We start from the raw sequence: 16,307 nt of genomic DNA, 5'->3' as shown, positions 1-16,307 counted from the left end.
TGTAAATATAAACCTTATTATAAATTTTTTTGAATTTCCTCCTAGTCGGCATGTGCTCCGTAAAGGTGAATCAGCCGCTAAGGAGCACAATGCCTTATCATGTCATATATTTTGCAAAGCTTCTGCGCAAACAGCAAAATAGCGTACTGTAGTTCTCTCAACCTCGCCGATAATGCCACTTTTGGCTACAATAGCGCACTGTAGTTCCCTCCCACGCGAGGCAGCTGGAGTAATTCTTAATAAATCAACTATTTGCTGACTTTGACAATCATCGTATCACTGGATGTGGCCCCCGCATAGTTGACGAGCTCAGCACGGTAGATTGGGCATTCGGCGTGTCGTCCGAAAGGCTCTTCGTTTCGATTAACACATCGTTCTCATAAAGCTTATAAATCCTGCCGTTTTCTCCGTAACACATATTCATCAGAATATGTAAATTACCATCCTTCAGGCCCGTATCATTTCCATTGTCCTCGGAAAGGACGACTGGTCCCGGCTTAGCCTTGCTCTTCGAAACGATATTGTTCACCACATAGTTGCTTATATGCGGTACATTGCCTGCAGCATCCGTTCCTCTTGCATACACCGTGTCGTTAGTTGAAACAACCACTGGTGCCCCGTACGCTGTCCAGTTTCCGCTTTCGCCTACTTTGAATTCTTTCACATCTGCGCCAATCGGATAGCTGATCGTTAAGGTGACATCGGTGTTGGTCGGTGCTGTGAGATCCGCAGCAAAGATGGCATCTGCCGGTGACGTATAGGACTGCCATGCAGCGCCGCCATTCAGACTATATTCCGCTTTGCCGGAGGTCGACAACGTCATCGTGCCCAGATGGCGTCATAACAGCCGTTGTTGTCGGTACCGGCACATTCACATTGTTGATATATGTGCCAATTCTGGCCAACTGTGCATTGCTGATCTGGATGTTGTTCGTTCCTACTCCGCTGAAGGTATTCCCTTCCAACTGCAGCTTCTGCAAAGTCGCACCGTCTACCCAAATACCGGCGTAAGGTACTACGATTTACCAAGTGCCACAAATAGAATAACAATACAAATGTGCCCTTGTATTATGAATTTCCCCCTTTGTATTCAAATAAAAGAAGAGGCTCCCACTGATCTGGTGAGCCTCTTCTGTCTATCTCCCACCTGTCACGTTTCTCAGGCTTGGTATTGGTCGTCACTCACCTTTTCCAACCATTCGACCGCCTTGCCGTCAAGCCGTTCTTGAATGGCTGTATGCGTCATTGCAGTAGTAGGCGAAGCTCCATGCCAGTGTTTCTCGCCCGGCGGAAACCAAACCACGTCACCGGGATTAATTGCCTCAATCTGACCTCCCCAACGTTGAACCCTTCCTTGGCCTGCCGTTACAATAAGCGTTTGCCCCAGTGGATGTGTATGCCATGCTGTCCGTGCACCTGGCTCGAACGTCACGCTAGCTCCAGCTACGCGGGCAGGATCCGCAGTTTCAAACAGGGGATCAATGCGAACCGTGCCTGTAAAATAGTCAGATGGTCCTTTACCTGAAGGTTGGGACCCAACTCTTCTGATTTCCATTTTCTAAATCCCTCCGTTGCCGTTGGTTACGTATTTGTTTTAGCTTTTTTGATGCCATCACTCTGAGTCTCTACCCTCCTAATAAGGACGATATAAGAAAAAATGGCTAGTAAACTAGTTGTAAAAATAATGATTCCGAAAGGAATGGCTGAATGCTCACCCGCGATTCCCACAAGCGGCGATGTAACTGCGCCTAATGCAAATTGAAAGGTGCCCAGCACGGCAGACGCACTTCCTGCAATTTGACCATGCGATTCCATCGCTAGTGTAACAGAAACCGGTCCAATGATGCCAATGGATATAGCAAATAAGAAGGTTGAAACAAAGATCGCCGGTAATGAACACTTCGAGAGAACTGCCATCAGGATAGCGAAACTAGAAATAAAGGATAGCGATAATCCAATCCGTAATATACTGCGTTCCGCTAGCCGACCTGCCACTCGTTTGACAACTTGCGATCCAATCATAATAGCAAGGCCATTCATGGCAAACAGGATGGAGAAAGTTTGCGGCGACACACCGAAAATGTTCTGATAAATAAACGGAGTGCCGGCCACAAAGGCAAATACACCGGCGTACAAAATGCCATTCACAAGGGCATATCCCATAAACATACGATCATGAAACAAACGATTGTAATTTTTCATTACGGCCATGAAGTTGCCGGAGACACGGTGCTGTACAGGCAAGCTTTCCTCTAACCCCCATGTTGTGATACCCGTTAATAGTATTCCTAAAAGCCCCAATAAAACAAACACGCCAGCCCACGAACTGAATGATGTGACAGCACTTCCGGCATTGGGGGAAACTAACGGAGCGACATTGCTGATCATAATAAGCAGAGAGATAAATTTCGTCATTTCTACTCCGCTATATTTGTCTCGAGCAATCGCACGGGAAATCACGAGTCCGGCTGATGCGGCAACCCCTTGGATGAAGCGTACAACGATGAAGGATTCTATATTTGGGAGAAAAGCACAACTAATCGATGAAACGATATATAGGATCATCGAGATCAGCAGTGGTGTCCGTCTTCCATATTTATCGCTTAAAGGCCCCATGACCATCTGGCCTAAGCCTAATCCTAATAGACTGGCAGTTAAACTCGCTTGAATCATGGATACATTGGTTTCGAAAAAAACCATAATCTGAGGAAGCGATGCAAGATACATATCGACCGTAAATGGTCCCAAAGCGGAAAATGCAGCTAGAATTAGGGCCAATCGGAGAGAATGATTTTTAAGTTTATTGTTCATTCGTCTATAAAGTGGAGATGTCGATAACGAATCGGTAACGCACATCACTCTGCAGAATTCGCTCATACGCTTCGTCTACTTGATCGGCACGGATAACCTCGATTTGAGGCGCTATGCCATGCGCGGCAGCAAAATCAAGCATTTCTTGCGTTTCAGGAAGTCCACCAACTAAGGATCCGGCAATACTACGACGACTCATGATTAAGGAGAAAACGTTGTATTGACTTGGTTCGGCTGGTGCGCCGACATTAATAAGTGTACCGTCTACGCGAAGTAACGATAAGTACGAATCGACGTCAATTTTGGCAGATACGGTGTTGAGAATCAGGTCGAAACGGCTGGCTAACGTGTTAAAAGTTTCAAGATCAATCGTAGAAAAATAATGATCCGCGCCAAAGCTCAGCGCTTCGTTTTCCTTGTCTTTTGCCCGGCTTAAGACTGTAACTTCTGCACCCATGGCATGCGCAAACTGTATCGCAACGTGGCCAAGACCACCCATCCCCAGAATAGCTATCTTTTTTCCAGGTCCGGTTTTCCAACGTTTTAAAGGTGAGTAAGTCGTAATGCCGGCGCACAAAAGCGGACTGGCTACATCTAACTCCAGACGATCTGGAATATGCACAACGAATCTTTCGGTAACAACAATGTTTTGGCTATAACCGCCGTAGGTTGGATTCCCCTCATAGTCCAAGGAGTTGTACGTGGCAACACAACCTTTTGAACAATGCTGCTCTTCTCCTCGGAGGCAGTACTCGCACTCACCGCAAGAGTCCACATAGCAGCCTACGCCAACCCGATCACCTACAGCAAATTTCGTTACCTTCTCCCCTACTTCCTTTACAATTCCAGTAATTTCATGTCCAGGTACCATAGGGAAAATGCCGCCGGCCCAGTCCCCGTGTGCACTATGAATATCGGAATGGCAAATACCGCTAAACCTAATATCGATCGACACGTCATCGGGTCGTAATTGTCTTCTTTCAATTATATTCTTTTCAAATGGCGCTTTTGCAGCTGAAACACTTAAAACATGTGTTTTGCACATGGGCGTTGTCTCCTTTTCCACAAACCAAAATGTGATGATTAAACAAAATGATTTGATTAATCAACTTATGTCTATTATTATATACGTAAGAAAGTAAAATCAATGGTTAAAAAAACGGAATCTGTTGATATATCAACAGATCAGCTGAAGTTGTTAAGTATCTTAAAAAGTGTGGTGGGGTATACGATGGCTAAAGTGGATCGGAGAATTCTTAAAACGCAGGAATCTTTGAAAAATGCTGTTATTGAACTGATGACTGAAAAAAATTTCGATGATATAACCATTCAGGATATTGCAGACCGGGCAAACCTAAATCGCGGAACCATTTATCTTCATTATCAGGACAAATTTGATTTATTGGATAAACTCATAGAAACTCATCTTAATGAATTAGGAGAGATGGATGAATGGGCCTGTAAGATGGATTGGAACGAGGCTCTTGTACCTTATTTTGAATATTTCGAGAAAAATTATTTATTTTTTTCGACGATGTTAGCAAGTACAGGGGTTCCGTCAGCTTTCAGAACTCGGCTTCTCGCTTCTTTTATTGAAGGATTTAAAGGTGAGATTGACAGAGTAAGCGGAAGAAATACGGATTTAATTGACGAAGTCATGCTGCAATATACGGGTACTGCTTATGTAGGCGTTATTGAATGGTGGATCAGAAACGGAATGCCCTATCCGCCTCAAGTAATGGCTAAACAAGTCGGGACACTGCTAGAGAGAAGTCTGTAAATGCTTTGGCTACATTCGTGAGTTGCCATATAGAACAACCACACTTCAATTGAAGTGTGGTTGTTTAACGAGGTTACTTCGTTGATTACTTATTTCTTAACCACCAGAATTAATATTTGCATCATCAATACCGTTATTGCTGCTACTTTTTTTACTACTGTTTTGATTTGGTTTTTGATTGTTTTGCTTTGCTGATTTAATACTCTTTTTTTGATTCGTCATAACTTTAGCCCACCCCATCTTAAGTAATAGAAACATCAATATTATATGTATTTTGAAACAATCTACACCATCCATTTCGTGGACTTTTTTGGTTTGCAAATGACAGAGAGCGTCGTATGAAAAGGAACTATGATCCGCTAAATGGCGGAAACTGGGGTAAACGTAGCATGAAAGGGAACTGAGATCCGCTATTTATGCGGAACTTGCGATTCCAACCGGGAAATGGTGAAATAGCGGATCGTAGTTCCCTCTGGCGTGGAATATAGCGGTTTTCAGAATTATAGCGCACTGTAGTTCCCTCAAACTCGCTATCCTGACACATTTTGCTATCATCGCGGCTTGACGTCCCCTGATCTCCGCGCGATAGCTAAGCTCCAGTTACCTGAATCGTGCCGCCTTTGCGCACCAGTTTAGCTATGACGCGTTTGGCAACACACTCCAATAGGCAGTAGGAATACTATCACAGAGAAATAGGATTTTCTCCTCCTCCATTTCAGCATCTTCCTATATCGCCTCTCGGACAGGTAGAGGATGATAAACCATATTGTCCGACTGATCCTAACCCTCGACCATAATCGCTGTAAATCAACACCCTCCTGGATTCCAAACATTATTTTGTTAAAAGCACGCGATGAACGCCCAGGCTACCTCCTGGTGCCGTTCCTATATATAAATATCCGTTATGGCTTGCAGCAGTAGTTATGCCAAACAATGAGCCTTCCGGGTCATGCCAGCTTCCGATAAGTTCTCCCTGCGGGCTGAACTCTGCAGCAAGCCCATGCTTCGCCGGTGCGCTTGCGCCGCTAAGCAGCGACTCCGGCAATTTGGCCATGATACCGGCCAACCAAGGGTTGCTATGCATTTGATCAACAAATGAGAGGCGAGTCGTGAAGATACCGACCCAGAAACGACCTTGCTCATCCCGCGTGATGTTGTCGGGAAAGCCTGCGAGATTGTTTGAGAAAATATCAGATGTCCCCTTCTTGGAACCCTTGAGCCAGTATCTGGTCAACTGATAATGATATGATTCTGCCACAAGCACAAAATCTTCATCCGCAGACAAGGCAACCCCGTTCGCAAAATAGAGGCCTTCCAACAGGACTGTCGACTGTTTGGTCATCGGATCGTACTTCAGCAAACGTCCATGCGGCTTGTTCTCAGCAATTTCTCTGAAAGTCACACGGCCATAGTTCGAGGTGTCGGAGAAATAAATCGAGCCATCCTTGGCAATATCAAGCTCGTTAGCTAAATAGATCGGCTTGCCGTCTACTTGATTGGCCAGTACCTCTATGCTCCCCGACGGGTTAATAGACAGCAGTCCCTTTTTGATATCCGTAACGATCAAATTGCCATTGGCATCGAATTTAAGCCCATTAGGCGTTCCTTTGGTGTCTGCGAACACTTGAGCCTTTTGCGGATTGCCCTCCGCATCGAAAGGAACCTTGTAAATTTTCCCGTCTGAATCTCCTGTAAATAGCTGGCCATCCTTATCGAATGTAATGAATTCCGGGGATTTGGGGGCATCAGTGACTAGCTGAGCAGCGCTAAGTTTGTTGTTCAGTTTCCAAGGACCCGTTTCCTCCAAAGAGGGGGCCGTCGGCGCCAACCATTTTACCGGTTCTATAGGTGAAGGAACCAGTAAGAAAACGATGACTCCAAGAACAATCACCGCAAGCAGCGATAGCCCTAATCTGCGCATTTTACTTGGTAAGCGTTTGGGTCGATTCACGCCTTCAGTAGATTTAACGGAACGAATTTGAGCATTTGGCATTAAAGTGCCTCCTATGTCTTTTAAGTGAGATTTAAATTTGGACTATGATTTTACCCAAATATTATTGCTTTCATCGAATGGTCCTCCCTGCAAGATCAGATTGATGACCTATATTCTTATAATTATCATTATTGCCGGATCCTCCGCGTGGACGAAGCATGCCTCCAACAAGTCGAAGACCTTGCTTGCGTGTTATGAATCGCGATAACTGCGCCCCGATATAATTCTGCACACCTGGAACGACGTATATTTTCCCTTCCTTCAACGCACGAAGTGCAACCTCTACGACTTTGTCCGGCGTATCTTTCTTTCCGACAGAGGCTTCTTCCGTTCCAACAACATTAAAGAAACTGGTGTCCGTCGAACCGGGACAAAGTGCGAAGAATTTCACGCCGCGGTCGCGATTTTCCCACCATAAAGCTTGAGTAAATGACAAGACAAAAGCTTTCGTCGCCCCATATACGGCCATAAAGGGAAGCGGTTGAAATCCGGCGGTTGATGCCACATTAATAACTGCACCTGAGCTTTTGCGCAACATGTTCGGCAAAAACAAGTGCGTCATATCTACAACAGCAGCGACATTAAGCATAACTTCTTCATGTTGACGCTCACCTGACACTTGCTCGAACAAACCATGTGTAGCAAAACCTGCATTATTGATTAGCAATTCGATATCCACTTTCAGCCGTTCACATTGCCGATATAACTCGCTGGGTGCGCCCTCTTTCGCAAGATCCATTGAGATAACCTCAGCTTTGATGCCATACTTCTTTCTAAGCTCATCTGCCAGGCTCTCAAGCTTATTCGTTGATCGAGCCACAAGCACCAAGTGGCTGCCTTGTTTGGCTAGTTGTTTCGCGAACTGCTCCCCTATACCCGAAGAAGCTCCTGTGACGAGCGCCCATTTACCTTGAATTTTCAAAATGCCACTCTCCTTTAAATACTATGTTATAGAATAGAAACACTGTTACCTTTTGAGTGCTATTACCCGAAAAAGATAAGAATCGTCGCGCCGTTTGGTAACAGTGTTTCCGATTGGTTTGATTGTATCCTGCCTTTTCTAGAAAGTCAATATTCTCTTTGAACATCAAACGTCTCATTGACAATCGCCTAACAACTGTATAAAATTCCTTGCAAGAGAGTTAGGAAATTTGTTTCCTGATGCAAACAGATAACCGAAGGTGATGATTATGAGCGGTCCAGATATCTCCTCCAATGCGAACTCAAGAGTGTTGAAAACCTACCAAGAGGCTCGCTTGCAAAATACCGAAAATCTCCGCAAGCTCGTTGTTGATGCTGCGGCAACGCTCTTGCAAGATGAGGGGCCGGAAGCCGTTACGGTGCGTAAAGTATCGCAGAAAATGGGTTGCTCGACAAAAATTATTTATAGCTTGTTTGTTAATAAAGAGGGCTTGGCTCAGCAGTTGTATCTGGATGGTTGTAAGCTTCTCGCAAACGAATTCGAGGCTACGCCGCAAGCTGCAGATCCAGTACAGCATATGATGAATTTAGGCGAAACCTTTTGGCAATTCGGGCAGCGTTACTCCAGCTACTATAAGCTGATGTTCGGAGGAGCCTTTGCAGATTTCAAACCGGACGAGGTAAGTCTACAAGGCACCGTAACAGCCATGCGGCAATTAATAACCGTGATTAGCAGTGCGCAAGAGCAAGGACTGATCCCCGGCCAGTATGACACGGAATCCATTGTACGTATAGTCTGGTCCTCTCTCCACGGCGTTATTCATCTTTACATGGGAGGACACTTAGGAGATGTACAATCGGCCCATGCGGTATACAAGCAAACGTTGTCTTTAATTGCCAGATCATTGCTGCCAGATCATATCACCTAAAAGAGGGGATCTCCCCTAGGGGATGAGCGAATTGTTGGCCACTCCCGTCTATATCCGGTTGTAACGAGTCCTGCGTCATCTACACTAACCGTAAAGTTGGCCCCTATTAGGATTAAACCCAAATTCTCCGGCCTGCCACACTACGGCGCTTTCTTCCTCTAACAGCAATAAGTAAAACCTAGCCTGCGGCTAGGTCTTCAAGTCCATGCACCTTCGCAAGCTTCCTTATGAACTCAATACCCTTTATTCGACCAAAATCGCTCATTCTGAAGATCTAATGAATGCCAGATGCGCTATTTCAAGAAATTGATCACCTTTCCGCCTAAAATTTGCTCGATAGCGTTAATTCAGTTCATTAAATCTCTAAAGTAGCCATTTTCTCGTCTTTAAGCATCCTACAGTTCATTAGATGCCACTCAAGACCGAAAACCTCCAAAGCAAAGAGGCCTGCGGTGGACGTCAACTAAAAAGGGAGTACCCCTTAAATCCACCCAAAAACCTCAATTTCTTCTTAATCCTTCCAGCGATATTTCCCAGGTGATACACCAACTTCTTGCTTGAACAGTCGGTTAAAATGCCTTTGCAATAGCAGAGAGCGTCGTGTGAAGGAACTATGATCCGCTAAATGGCGGGAACTGGGGTAAACTTAGCATGAAAGGGAACTGAGATCCGCTATTTAAGCGGAACCTGCTAATTCCAACCGGGAAATGCTGAAATAGCGGATCGTAGTTCCCTCTGCCGTGGAATATAGCGGTTTTCAGAATTATAGCGTACTATAGTTCCTTCAAACTCGCGATCATGACACATTTTGCTAGTATCGCGGCTTGACGTTCCCTTTCACGCCAACCCAAAAACATGTCTCTTAGACCTCGTCGATTGTCAAAATAACATGTCGATAGTTGACTTGACATACGTCCTCAGACAAGACCCGGCTCCACTCTTTCGTTTCTCCGCATGAACACGTCGTGCAGGCCCGTGCTGATTCTCATCAAAGAAAGAAAATTCGGTGTAGGATGGCCATTATGCAAAAAAAGCCTGCGCGAATCTCAGCTCGCACAGGCTTTTCACGATATTCAACTAAACCTCAAATTTTACTGCAAACGAGAAATTAAATCTTGGTGAAGAATCCCATTGGATGCAATTAAAGTGTTATCGCTTAATGCAAAGGGTCTACCGGCAGCATTCGTGATCGCTCCACCCGCTTCTTGCAGAATGACCATACCAGCCGCGACATCCCAAGGGTACAGTCCGTCATGCCAGAATCCGGTTAACCCCCGGAAGCCACTAAGCATAAATCAAGACTGGCTGCTCCCATAATGCGGACGCTTCGGACAATGCCCGTCATTCTTCCGATTTGTTCCACAACAACGGAGTTCGGCTTCCAGTCAATGGCTTGAAATCCGGTTGCCAGCAAGGCCTGACTAAGCTCTTGCTCTGTACCAACTTGAAGAGGGTGCCCGTTCAGAAAGGCACCACCCTGCTTGCGGCCAGAGTAGAGCTCATTCGTGACAGGATTATATACGACTCCGCATATCGGCACGCCATCTCTCACAATACCTACAGAAATGGCAAAATGGGCCAAAGTATGAATAAAGTTAATGGTCCCGTCGATCGGATCTATGATCCATCCGTAACCCGCAGGAGGGTCCAGTAAAGTGTGATGGGAATCTTCCCGACCTCCATCCGTCTCTTCGGAAAGAATCCAATGCATCGGATAATCACGGGTGATCCGACCACGCAGCAATTGCTCGCTTCGGACGTCCACTTCCGTTACCAGATCGGAGTGATTCTTCTTTTCTTGAATGTGCAAAGGCATATTTATGAGATCCATAATCAGTTTGCCTGCTTCCTTCACATACCGGATGGCATCCTGCATAATTGCGTTTTCGTAAGCTAACTGCTCGTTCATCATGTTCTCCTTCTCATGTAACAGCCTATTATACTACCGTGATGATTTAATTAAGCACAATACGCCTATCAGCCGAGTTGGATCGGAAGCGAGCCATTCTCGATGTGGAGCTTTTCCCCTTTGGCGTAACTTCCTGTCACATAGAAAGAAGTGTTAGTAGAGAAAACAAGGCTCTTCCAGTGCTCTAGGAATGCCTCTGATCGCTCCAAACTAATGGGTATGATGCAGTGTTCAGGCTCAATCCACGATAAAATGCGAGAATTGCAGCCATCCTCCATGCCATGATGAGAAACTTTCCAAACACGGCTCCTGATATCCGTTCGCTGCGCTAGTCTTTCCCACCCAGGCTCCAACTGATCCCCACCGAATAGAACACTGGCATTCGCTTCTTCCATAGAATGAAGTCGATATACCGAACTATCATCATTCGATATTGCAAAAAATCGCGTCAAGTTCTCCAGCACTTCCTCACGCTCGGATTCCATGGAATAGGAGAGAATGTCCTTGAGAACCTCATAAGCAGGAAGAGGATCATCTTGCCAAGGATACAAATGGGTCAACGTAATGCCATCCTCCGTCCAAATCACAGAATCCTCGCTCGATCCATAGTCACTGCGCCATTTTATTTCAGTACCCTGCTCGGTTAGAACTTGGATTAACTCAAGATAAGAAGCCAACAGATGATAGACTCTTTCGGCAAAGCCGTCACCTTGTTCGTGAGTCCACGCAACTGGTGGAAGCACAAAGGGTTCATAGGGAAGAATCGCTTTAATAACCGGTTTCGCTTTAGCCACATCCAGGAGTCCGTTGATATGATCTTCGTGAATATGGGTTAGAATCATCCATTCCACTCGATCTGCTCTATTCCGATTCATCCAAGACAGGGGATGATCCTGATTCTCGGAGAATGTACCATCTCCCCCGTCAATTAAACAAAGACCGCCAGAAGGCAGTTGAATCAGATGAGCATCACCCCACCCGACATTTAGAAATTGAACGTTCGCACTCGGCATCTTCCTACCACCTTTATGTCAGCCATTCCTTCCTTACCTCTCAAGCGGCAATAGATGGATCTTGTGTTTATCCAAAGCTAGATGCACTATGCCCTGTAAGTAGCCGCGCACACCCGGACTCGCATCATCAACAATCCATTCGAACGGGGATGCATCAATCCAGTAACGAATCATTCTCCCCAGAAAGCTGCTTCGCTGTATGACACCAGCCCAAACATTATCTCCAGAAGTCGACTTATCCATAATGGTGATGCATTCCGGTCTAATAACAAGCGTTACCTGGTCTCCTGACCGGAAAGGATATTCTCCCCGATGCACTCGTAAAGGCAGAATCCCGCATTTGACAACGAGGTCATCCCCCTCTTCGGCCACAATTTCACCTTCTATAAAATTAGCAGTTCCAACAAAATCGGCTACAAATTTACTTCGCGGTTTAAAATAAATATCCCACGGCGTCCCGACTTGGCCGATACGTCCCTTGTTGAATACAGCAATTCGATCTGATATCGCCAACGCTTCATCTTGATCATGCGTAACAAAAATCGCCGTGATGCCCAAACGCTGCTGAAGCTCTCTCAGTTCATTTCTCACTTCATCTCTCATTTTGGCATCCAAATTACTGAGGGGTTCATCCATTAACAGAACCTTCTGACCCATGATGAGTGCCCTAGCAAAGGCAACACGCTGCTGTTGTCCACCGCTTAATTCTCTGGGAAGCCTGCCCTGCAAGCCTTGAAGCCCAAACATCCCCAGCATAGCGTCCACTTTGTCTTTTGCTTCCTGACGAGAAGGCTTTTGCAGCTTTAATCCATACGAAATATTCTCATAAACGGTCATATGCGGGAAAAGAGCATACTCCTGAAAGACAAGCGGTGTATTGCGCTTAAACGCGGGCAGCCCATTGACCTTGTTACCTTCTATATAAATGTCACCCGCATCCGGTTCATAGAATCCGGCGATTAGCCGCATCAATGTCGTTTTACCACATCCACTCGGTCCCAAGAGGGTAGTGAAACTGCCCTCCGGAATATCGAGGGACACTCCTTTGATCGCCTCGAAGTCGCCGAAGCTCTTGGATACATTCGCAATCTGAATCATCGGTTTCTCCGTGTTCATCGTTTCCTCCACTTAAAGTTCTATTGATCTGCCTTGCTTTCTCAAGAAAAATTCAGCCACGGCCAGTACAACGAATGCAATGGAAATAAGCACAACCGTAAATGCTGATGCACTGCCCCATGCTCCGTTTTGGACCAGACCAAGAATGGATACCGTGCCTACCGAAGTCTTCGCCGAGTAAATGAAAATAATAACGCTCAAACAAGTCACTGACCGCAGAAAAGACACGACAATTCCCGAGATGAACGGCCCTTTCAGAAGTGGAAGCACAATTTTCCTAAAGGTCGTAAAGTTGCCTGCGCCAAGATTAAGCGAAGCTTCTTCCAATGCTCCACTAATCTGCTGAAGGCCTGCAAGGCTGGCGCTATAACAGGTTGGTAAATTCCAGAACATGAGGGCAAGGACCATAATCAGCGAAGTTCCCGAAAGCAGGAGCGGCCCTTCATTAAACGCCATCGCAAAACCAAGTCCCAGGAATACCCCAGGAACAGCTCCTGGCAGAATTGCCAAGAAATCCAGCAGCCGATTGATCCCTATCTGCCTTCTTTGAACAATAAAAGCCAAAGGTAAAGCGAAGAATCCAGCAGCTAACGAGGCGAGTAACGCAAATTTCAAGCTATTAAATATTTCTCGCCCCTTGGCCGTCACGTAATGTATATTCTGTAAGGTGAATGACCAATCAAACCCCCATGTCTTGGTGAAAGCGCCATAAAACAGCACACCGTAGACAGCAAGAACAATAAGCGTGATGAGCAAGCAGAACGTAAACAACCCCCATTTGATGACGGGAGGCAATGGAAAATGGTCAAGGGATGTTTCTTTACCCGTAACAGTAACATAGGATTTTTTACCTACCCAGGCTCTGTTCCACACAAACAGACCCAGCGCAGGAATCAACAGTGCTGTTGAAAGCACAGCCGCTGAATTCAAATCGAACAAGCCTGACATCTGCATGTAGGCCTCAGTCGGCAGCACAGTGAAGTTCCCGGCTATGATCAAGGGATTGCCAAAATCGGCCAACACATTCATCGCTGTAATCAGCGCCCCGCCTGCAATACCCGGCCTGCATAAGGGAAGGAAAACATTCTTAAAGACCTGCCAATGTGTGGCTCCGAGATTATAAGCCGCATACTCCAAATTGTTGGAAATCGACTTCAGAACGCCATAAATAACCGCATAAGCATATGGAAAAAAAGTCATCGTCTGAACCAACCATAGGCCGTGCCAGCCGTAGATATCAATATTAGCGTGCAGCACATATTTCGAGATGATGCCCTGTCTTCCGAAGAGGAGGATATAGGACAGTGCAACAATAAACGGCGGGGAAACAATGGGTAGAATCGTAATAAACTTGAAGAGACCTTTGAAAGGCACTTTGAGTCTTGCAATGGTATAGGCAAAAACAAAAGCAATGACCGTACAGGATAGGGTTGATATAACCGTCATAAATAAGCTATTCAAGGCGGCATGATACCATCGCGAGTATGTAAAAATCTTCAAATAATCTTCAAACCGAGTGAAGCTTATCACTTTCATAATGGGCCAAACGACAAACAAGCACGTAATCAGAATAATCGCTGCCACACCCAAAGCTAAGACAGGTTCATTTTTTAACCTCTTCATTTCAGCCCAGGTATTCTTGACAGTAGTTGAAATCAATTGTTTCCACACCTTTCGGTTAGATGCATGCACCTCCCTAGCCCATTCACAGCAAGGGAGGTGATCAAACAGTCCTTTAAAGCAGTTATTTACCTGTCATTTCCGTAAATTTCTTCACAACGTCCGCTTTCATCTGAGCGGCCTTGACTCTGTCATAATTCGCAAGTTTGACATCTTCGATCTTGATCATGCCTTCCGGTGGTGCTACATCTTTTCTTACTGAATAGCGATTGGACATTTTCGTATTCATTTCCCCGATCGGCTTAGTTAACAGCCAGTCTTCGAATTTTTTAGCATTTTCCGTATTTGCCCCACCTTTCACAATACCCACGCCGCCAATTTCGAATGCCGTTTGGTCTGGAACGATGACTTTAATGGGATACCCTTTCTGAGCTGACTTGACGATATCATGTGCCCAGGACATAGCCGCTACGAATTCGCCTGTAGCCGTAAGTGTAATGCCATCCCCTGCAGCAGGTGTGTAGTGATGAACATTGGTATTCAACTTTTTCAAATAGTCCCAACCCTTCTCATCTCCCAACCGGAACAACTGGTCAGCAACGAAGATATAACCGCCGCCTGCCGTTGCAGGATTGGACGTAAGGAATAGGCCTTTATAAGCAGGGTCAAGCAAGTCATCCCATGTTGTTGGCTCTTTAACGCCTTTCGGTGCAAGCTCTTTTTGGAATCTGTCTTTGTTCAGAACGATACCAAGTACGCCCATATACCACCCTTGCCAGTAGCCCTTCGGATCATTAAATCGCGACTCAAGATCTTTGGCGTTAGGGGACGTATAGTTTTCGAGCAAACCTTGCTGAGCCAGCGGCTCATAGAACTCAACCGATCCACCCACGAAAATATCCGCTTTAGGATTAGCCTTTTCAGCTTGAATGCGCGTACTAGCCTCTCCAGCGCCGCTTAAACGTAAATATTCAATTTCAATGCCCGTATCTTCTTTAAACTTCTTTTGAATTTGCACGATATCATCTTCATTTAACGCCGCGTAAACAACCAATTTCTTCGACGCTGGGGCTGTCGTTGCTTTGGCAGGCTCGCTGCTTGCCGAACTAGTTGGTGCAGGTGTCGACGAAGTACCTTGCGTATTGGCGCTAGTCCCACACGCTGTTAAAACAGTGGTCAACATAAAAGTAGCCGTCAATAACAAACTTAGTGAACGTGCTTTTGGTTTCTAAAACATATCCATCCTCCTAGATGATCTCTCTTTTTTCTTCCTTCATCGCTGTTCATCATGCTGTCTGACATCTAAAATTATAGGTAAGATAACTCACCTAAGTCAATCGTTCCAATGTTAAATAATTGTGTAGGTAAAATTCTTTTAAACCCTTATGTATATACGTTTACTTGTTTTTAAAATAATAAATATGTGATACACTGTTGTTGTCAGACAGCACCGGAATACGAACATGGTTTTGAAAACAATGATAGAGAGGAATCAGCGAAATTTGGAGAAAAAGTTGCTTTATCTCAGAGTCAAAGAAGAGATTGAAAAAAGTATATCCCAAGGGGAGCTGAAGCCAGGGGAAAAGCTTCCTTCCGAGCCTGAACTCGCGAAGAAATTCGAGGTGAGCCGGCCCACGCTCCGTGAGGCACTCAAAATGCTTCAGCGGGAGAAGGTGCTCATCAGTAAAAATGGCGTTGGAACCTATGTCAACAATCGGTCCGATTTCATTATTAACCCACTGAGCAAACTGCAAAGCGTAGGTCAAATGATCAAAAATGAGGGCTACACGGAAAGTGAATTAGACATCAAAATCTATACGCGCGAGCCAGAGGATGATTGGAAAAAACAGCTTCAAATTGATGAAAAAGTTGTCATTTTGGAGCGTTCGCGAACAGCCGATGGCAACAAAGTCGTCTTTTATTATAATATTTTCCCGCAAAGTCTGGTCGCAGGTCATTTCGAGGGGGAATTTTCTGGGGCCATCTTTGACTTTCTTAAGAGCAAGATGGGCATCCATATTGCCTACGCAATTACAGAAATCTGTGCATTAAGCAGCTCCAAGGAAATGGATCAGAATGCAGTGAAGGTGCTAGGCAATGAGGAGATCATTTTATTAAAACAACTCCATTTCGACGAAAACGATAGGCCGGTCTTCTATTCCCTGGACTATTTGAAAAATAGTGTGTTTAAATTGTTTATCAAGCGTGAGTAGAA

At 45.4% G+C, this 16,307-nt stretch carries 17 protein-coding genes and 1 pseudogene; 3 read left to right on the top strand and 15 right to left on the bottom strand.

Annotated features, from left to right (window positions below):
* Positions 1-268: 268 nt before the first annotated feature.
* The 5 genes from IEY34_RS12920 to IEY34_RS12900 all read right to left on the bottom strand — a co-directional run bounded on the left by IEY34_RS12920 (position 269) and on the right by IEY34_RS12900 (position 3,856).
* Positions 269-823, bottom strand: a complete 555-nt coding sequence (locus tag IEY34_RS12920) for a hypothetical protein (protein WP_189012079.1) — start codon at positions 821-823, stop codon at positions 269-271.
* Complete coding sequence (locus IEY34_RS12915; protein WP_189012077.1) at positions 789-980, bottom strand: hypothetical protein; 192 nt, start codon at positions 978-980, stop codon at positions 789-791. Before IEY34_RS12915 ends, IEY34_RS12920 begins: the two co-directional genes overlap by 35 nt.
* Before the next feature lie 179 nt (positions 981-1,159).
* Positions 1,160-1,555: a (R)-mandelonitrile lyase gene (locus IEY34_RS12910; protein WP_189012075.1), complete on the bottom strand. Its 396-nt coding sequence runs from the start codon at positions 1,553-1,555 to the stop codon at positions 1,160-1,162.
* Between the two features lie 26 nt (positions 1,556-1,581).
* Positions 1,582-2,811: a multidrug effflux MFS transporter gene (locus tag IEY34_RS12905; RefSeq protein WP_189012137.1), complete on the bottom strand. Its 1,230-nt coding sequence runs from the start codon at positions 2,809-2,811 to the stop codon at positions 1,582-1,584.
* Between the two features lie 4 nt (positions 2,812-2,815).
* Positions 2,816-3,856 (bottom strand): NAD(P)-dependent alcohol dehydrogenase, encoded by a 1,041-nt coding sequence (locus tag IEY34_RS12900; RefSeq protein ID WP_189012072.1) that lies wholly within the window; start codon positions 3,854-3,856, stop codon positions 2,816-2,818.
* Between the two features lie 186 nt (positions 3,857-4,042).
* On the opposite strand from IEY34_RS12900, the gene IEY34_RS12895 reads away from it, so the two are divergent.
* Complete coding sequence (locus IEY34_RS12895) at positions 4,043-4,591, top strand: TetR/AcrR family transcriptional regulator (protein WP_189012134.1); 549 nt, start codon at positions 4,043-4,045, stop codon at positions 4,589-4,591.
* Positions 4,592-4,687: 96 nt separating this feature from the next.
* On the opposite strand, the gene IEY34_RS37290 is transcribed toward IEY34_RS12895, so the two are convergent.
* The 3 genes from IEY34_RS37290 to IEY34_RS12885 all read right to left on the bottom strand — a co-directional run bounded on the left by IEY34_RS37290 (position 4,688) and on the right by IEY34_RS12885 (position 7,509).
* Positions 4,688-4,813, bottom strand: coding sequence for a hypothetical protein (locus IEY34_RS37290; protein WP_268240124.1), 126 nt, complete (start codon positions 4,811-4,813; stop codon positions 4,688-4,690).
* 610 nt (positions 4,814-5,423) lie between these two features.
* Positions 5,424-6,584, bottom strand: coding sequence for an SMP-30/gluconolactonase/LRE family protein (locus IEY34_RS12890; protein ID WP_189012070.1), 1,161 nt, complete (start codon positions 6,582-6,584; stop codon positions 5,424-5,426).
* 70 nt (positions 6,585-6,654) lie between these two features.
* Entirely contained in the window at positions 6,655-7,509 is an 855-nt protein-coding gene (locus IEY34_RS12885; protein WP_444544028.1) for an SDR family NAD(P)-dependent oxidoreductase, read from the bottom strand.
* A gap of 265 nt (positions 7,510-7,774) precedes the next feature.
* On the opposite strand from IEY34_RS12885, the gene IEY34_RS12880 reads away from it, so the two are divergent.
* Positions 7,775-8,434, top strand: a complete 660-nt coding sequence (locus IEY34_RS12880) for a TetR/AcrR family transcriptional regulator (protein ID WP_189012066.1) — start codon at positions 7,775-7,777, stop codon at positions 8,432-8,434.
* A gap of 836 nt (positions 8,435-9,270) precedes the next feature.
* Here the strand turns inward: IEY34_RS12880 and IEY34_RS37840 are convergent.
* The 7 genes and pseudogenes from IEY34_RS37840 to IEY34_RS12845 all read right to left on the bottom strand — a co-directional run.
* Positions 9,271-9,410: pseudogene (locus IEY34_RS37840) on the bottom strand (IS91 family transposase); the annotation flags it as partial.
* A 115-nt stretch (positions 9,411-9,525) separates the two neighbouring features.
* Positions 9,526-9,726, bottom strand: coding sequence for an inositol monophosphatase family protein (locus tag IEY34_RS37285; protein ID WP_189012064.1), 201 nt, complete (start codon positions 9,724-9,726; stop codon positions 9,526-9,528).
* Positions 9,702-10,346 carry an inositol monophosphatase family protein gene (locus tag IEY34_RS12865; protein ID WP_268240123.1) on the bottom strand — a complete coding sequence of 215 codons (645 nt, stop codon included), beginning with the start codon at positions 10,344-10,346 and terminating at the stop codon, positions 9,702-9,704. The genes IEY34_RS37285 and IEY34_RS12865 overlap by 25 nt, the downstream gene beginning before the upstream one ends.
* Before the next feature lie 65 nt (positions 10,347-10,411).
* A complete protein-coding gene (locus tag IEY34_RS12860) occupies positions 10,412-11,356 on the bottom strand; it encodes a ComEC/Rec2 family competence protein (protein ID WP_189012060.1) in 945 nt (314 codons plus the stop codon).
* A 33-nt stretch (positions 11,357-11,389) separates the two neighbouring features.
* Positions 11,390-12,472, bottom strand: a complete 1,083-nt coding sequence (locus tag IEY34_RS12855) for an ABC transporter ATP-binding protein (protein ID WP_189012058.1) — start codon at positions 12,470-12,472, stop codon at positions 11,390-11,392.
* 12 nt (positions 12,473-12,484) lie between these two features.
* Entirely contained in the window at positions 12,485-14,131 is a 1,647-nt protein-coding gene (locus IEY34_RS12850) for an ABC transporter permease (protein ID WP_189012056.1), read from the bottom strand.
* 85 nt (positions 14,132-14,216) lie between these two features.
* Positions 14,217-15,275 carry an ABC transporter substrate-binding protein gene (locus IEY34_RS12845; RefSeq protein WP_189012054.1) on the bottom strand — a complete coding sequence of 353 codons (1,059 nt, stop codon included), beginning with the start codon at positions 15,273-15,275 and terminating at the stop codon, positions 14,217-14,219.
* Positions 15,276-15,594: 319 nt separating this feature from the next.
* On the opposite strand from IEY34_RS12845, the gene IEY34_RS37280 reads away from it, so the two are divergent.
* The gene (locus tag IEY34_RS37280; RefSeq protein ID WP_308423012.1) at positions 15,595-16,305 is read left to right on the top strand and encodes a GntR family transcriptional regulator; all 711 of its coding nucleotides are present in this window, start codon (positions 15,595-15,597) and stop codon (positions 16,303-16,305) included.
* The last annotated feature ends 2 nt before the right edge of the window (positions 16,306-16,307 follow it).

The sequence above is a fragment of the Paenibacillus marchantiophytorum genome (assembly GCF_014640555.1).
Classification (GTDB): domain Bacteria; phylum Bacillota; class Bacilli; order Paenibacillales; family NBRC-103111; genus Paenibacillus_E; species Paenibacillus_E marchantiophytorum.
Note: the sequence above shows the minus strand (reverse complement) of the source record. Positions and strands in the feature narration are given on the sequence as shown.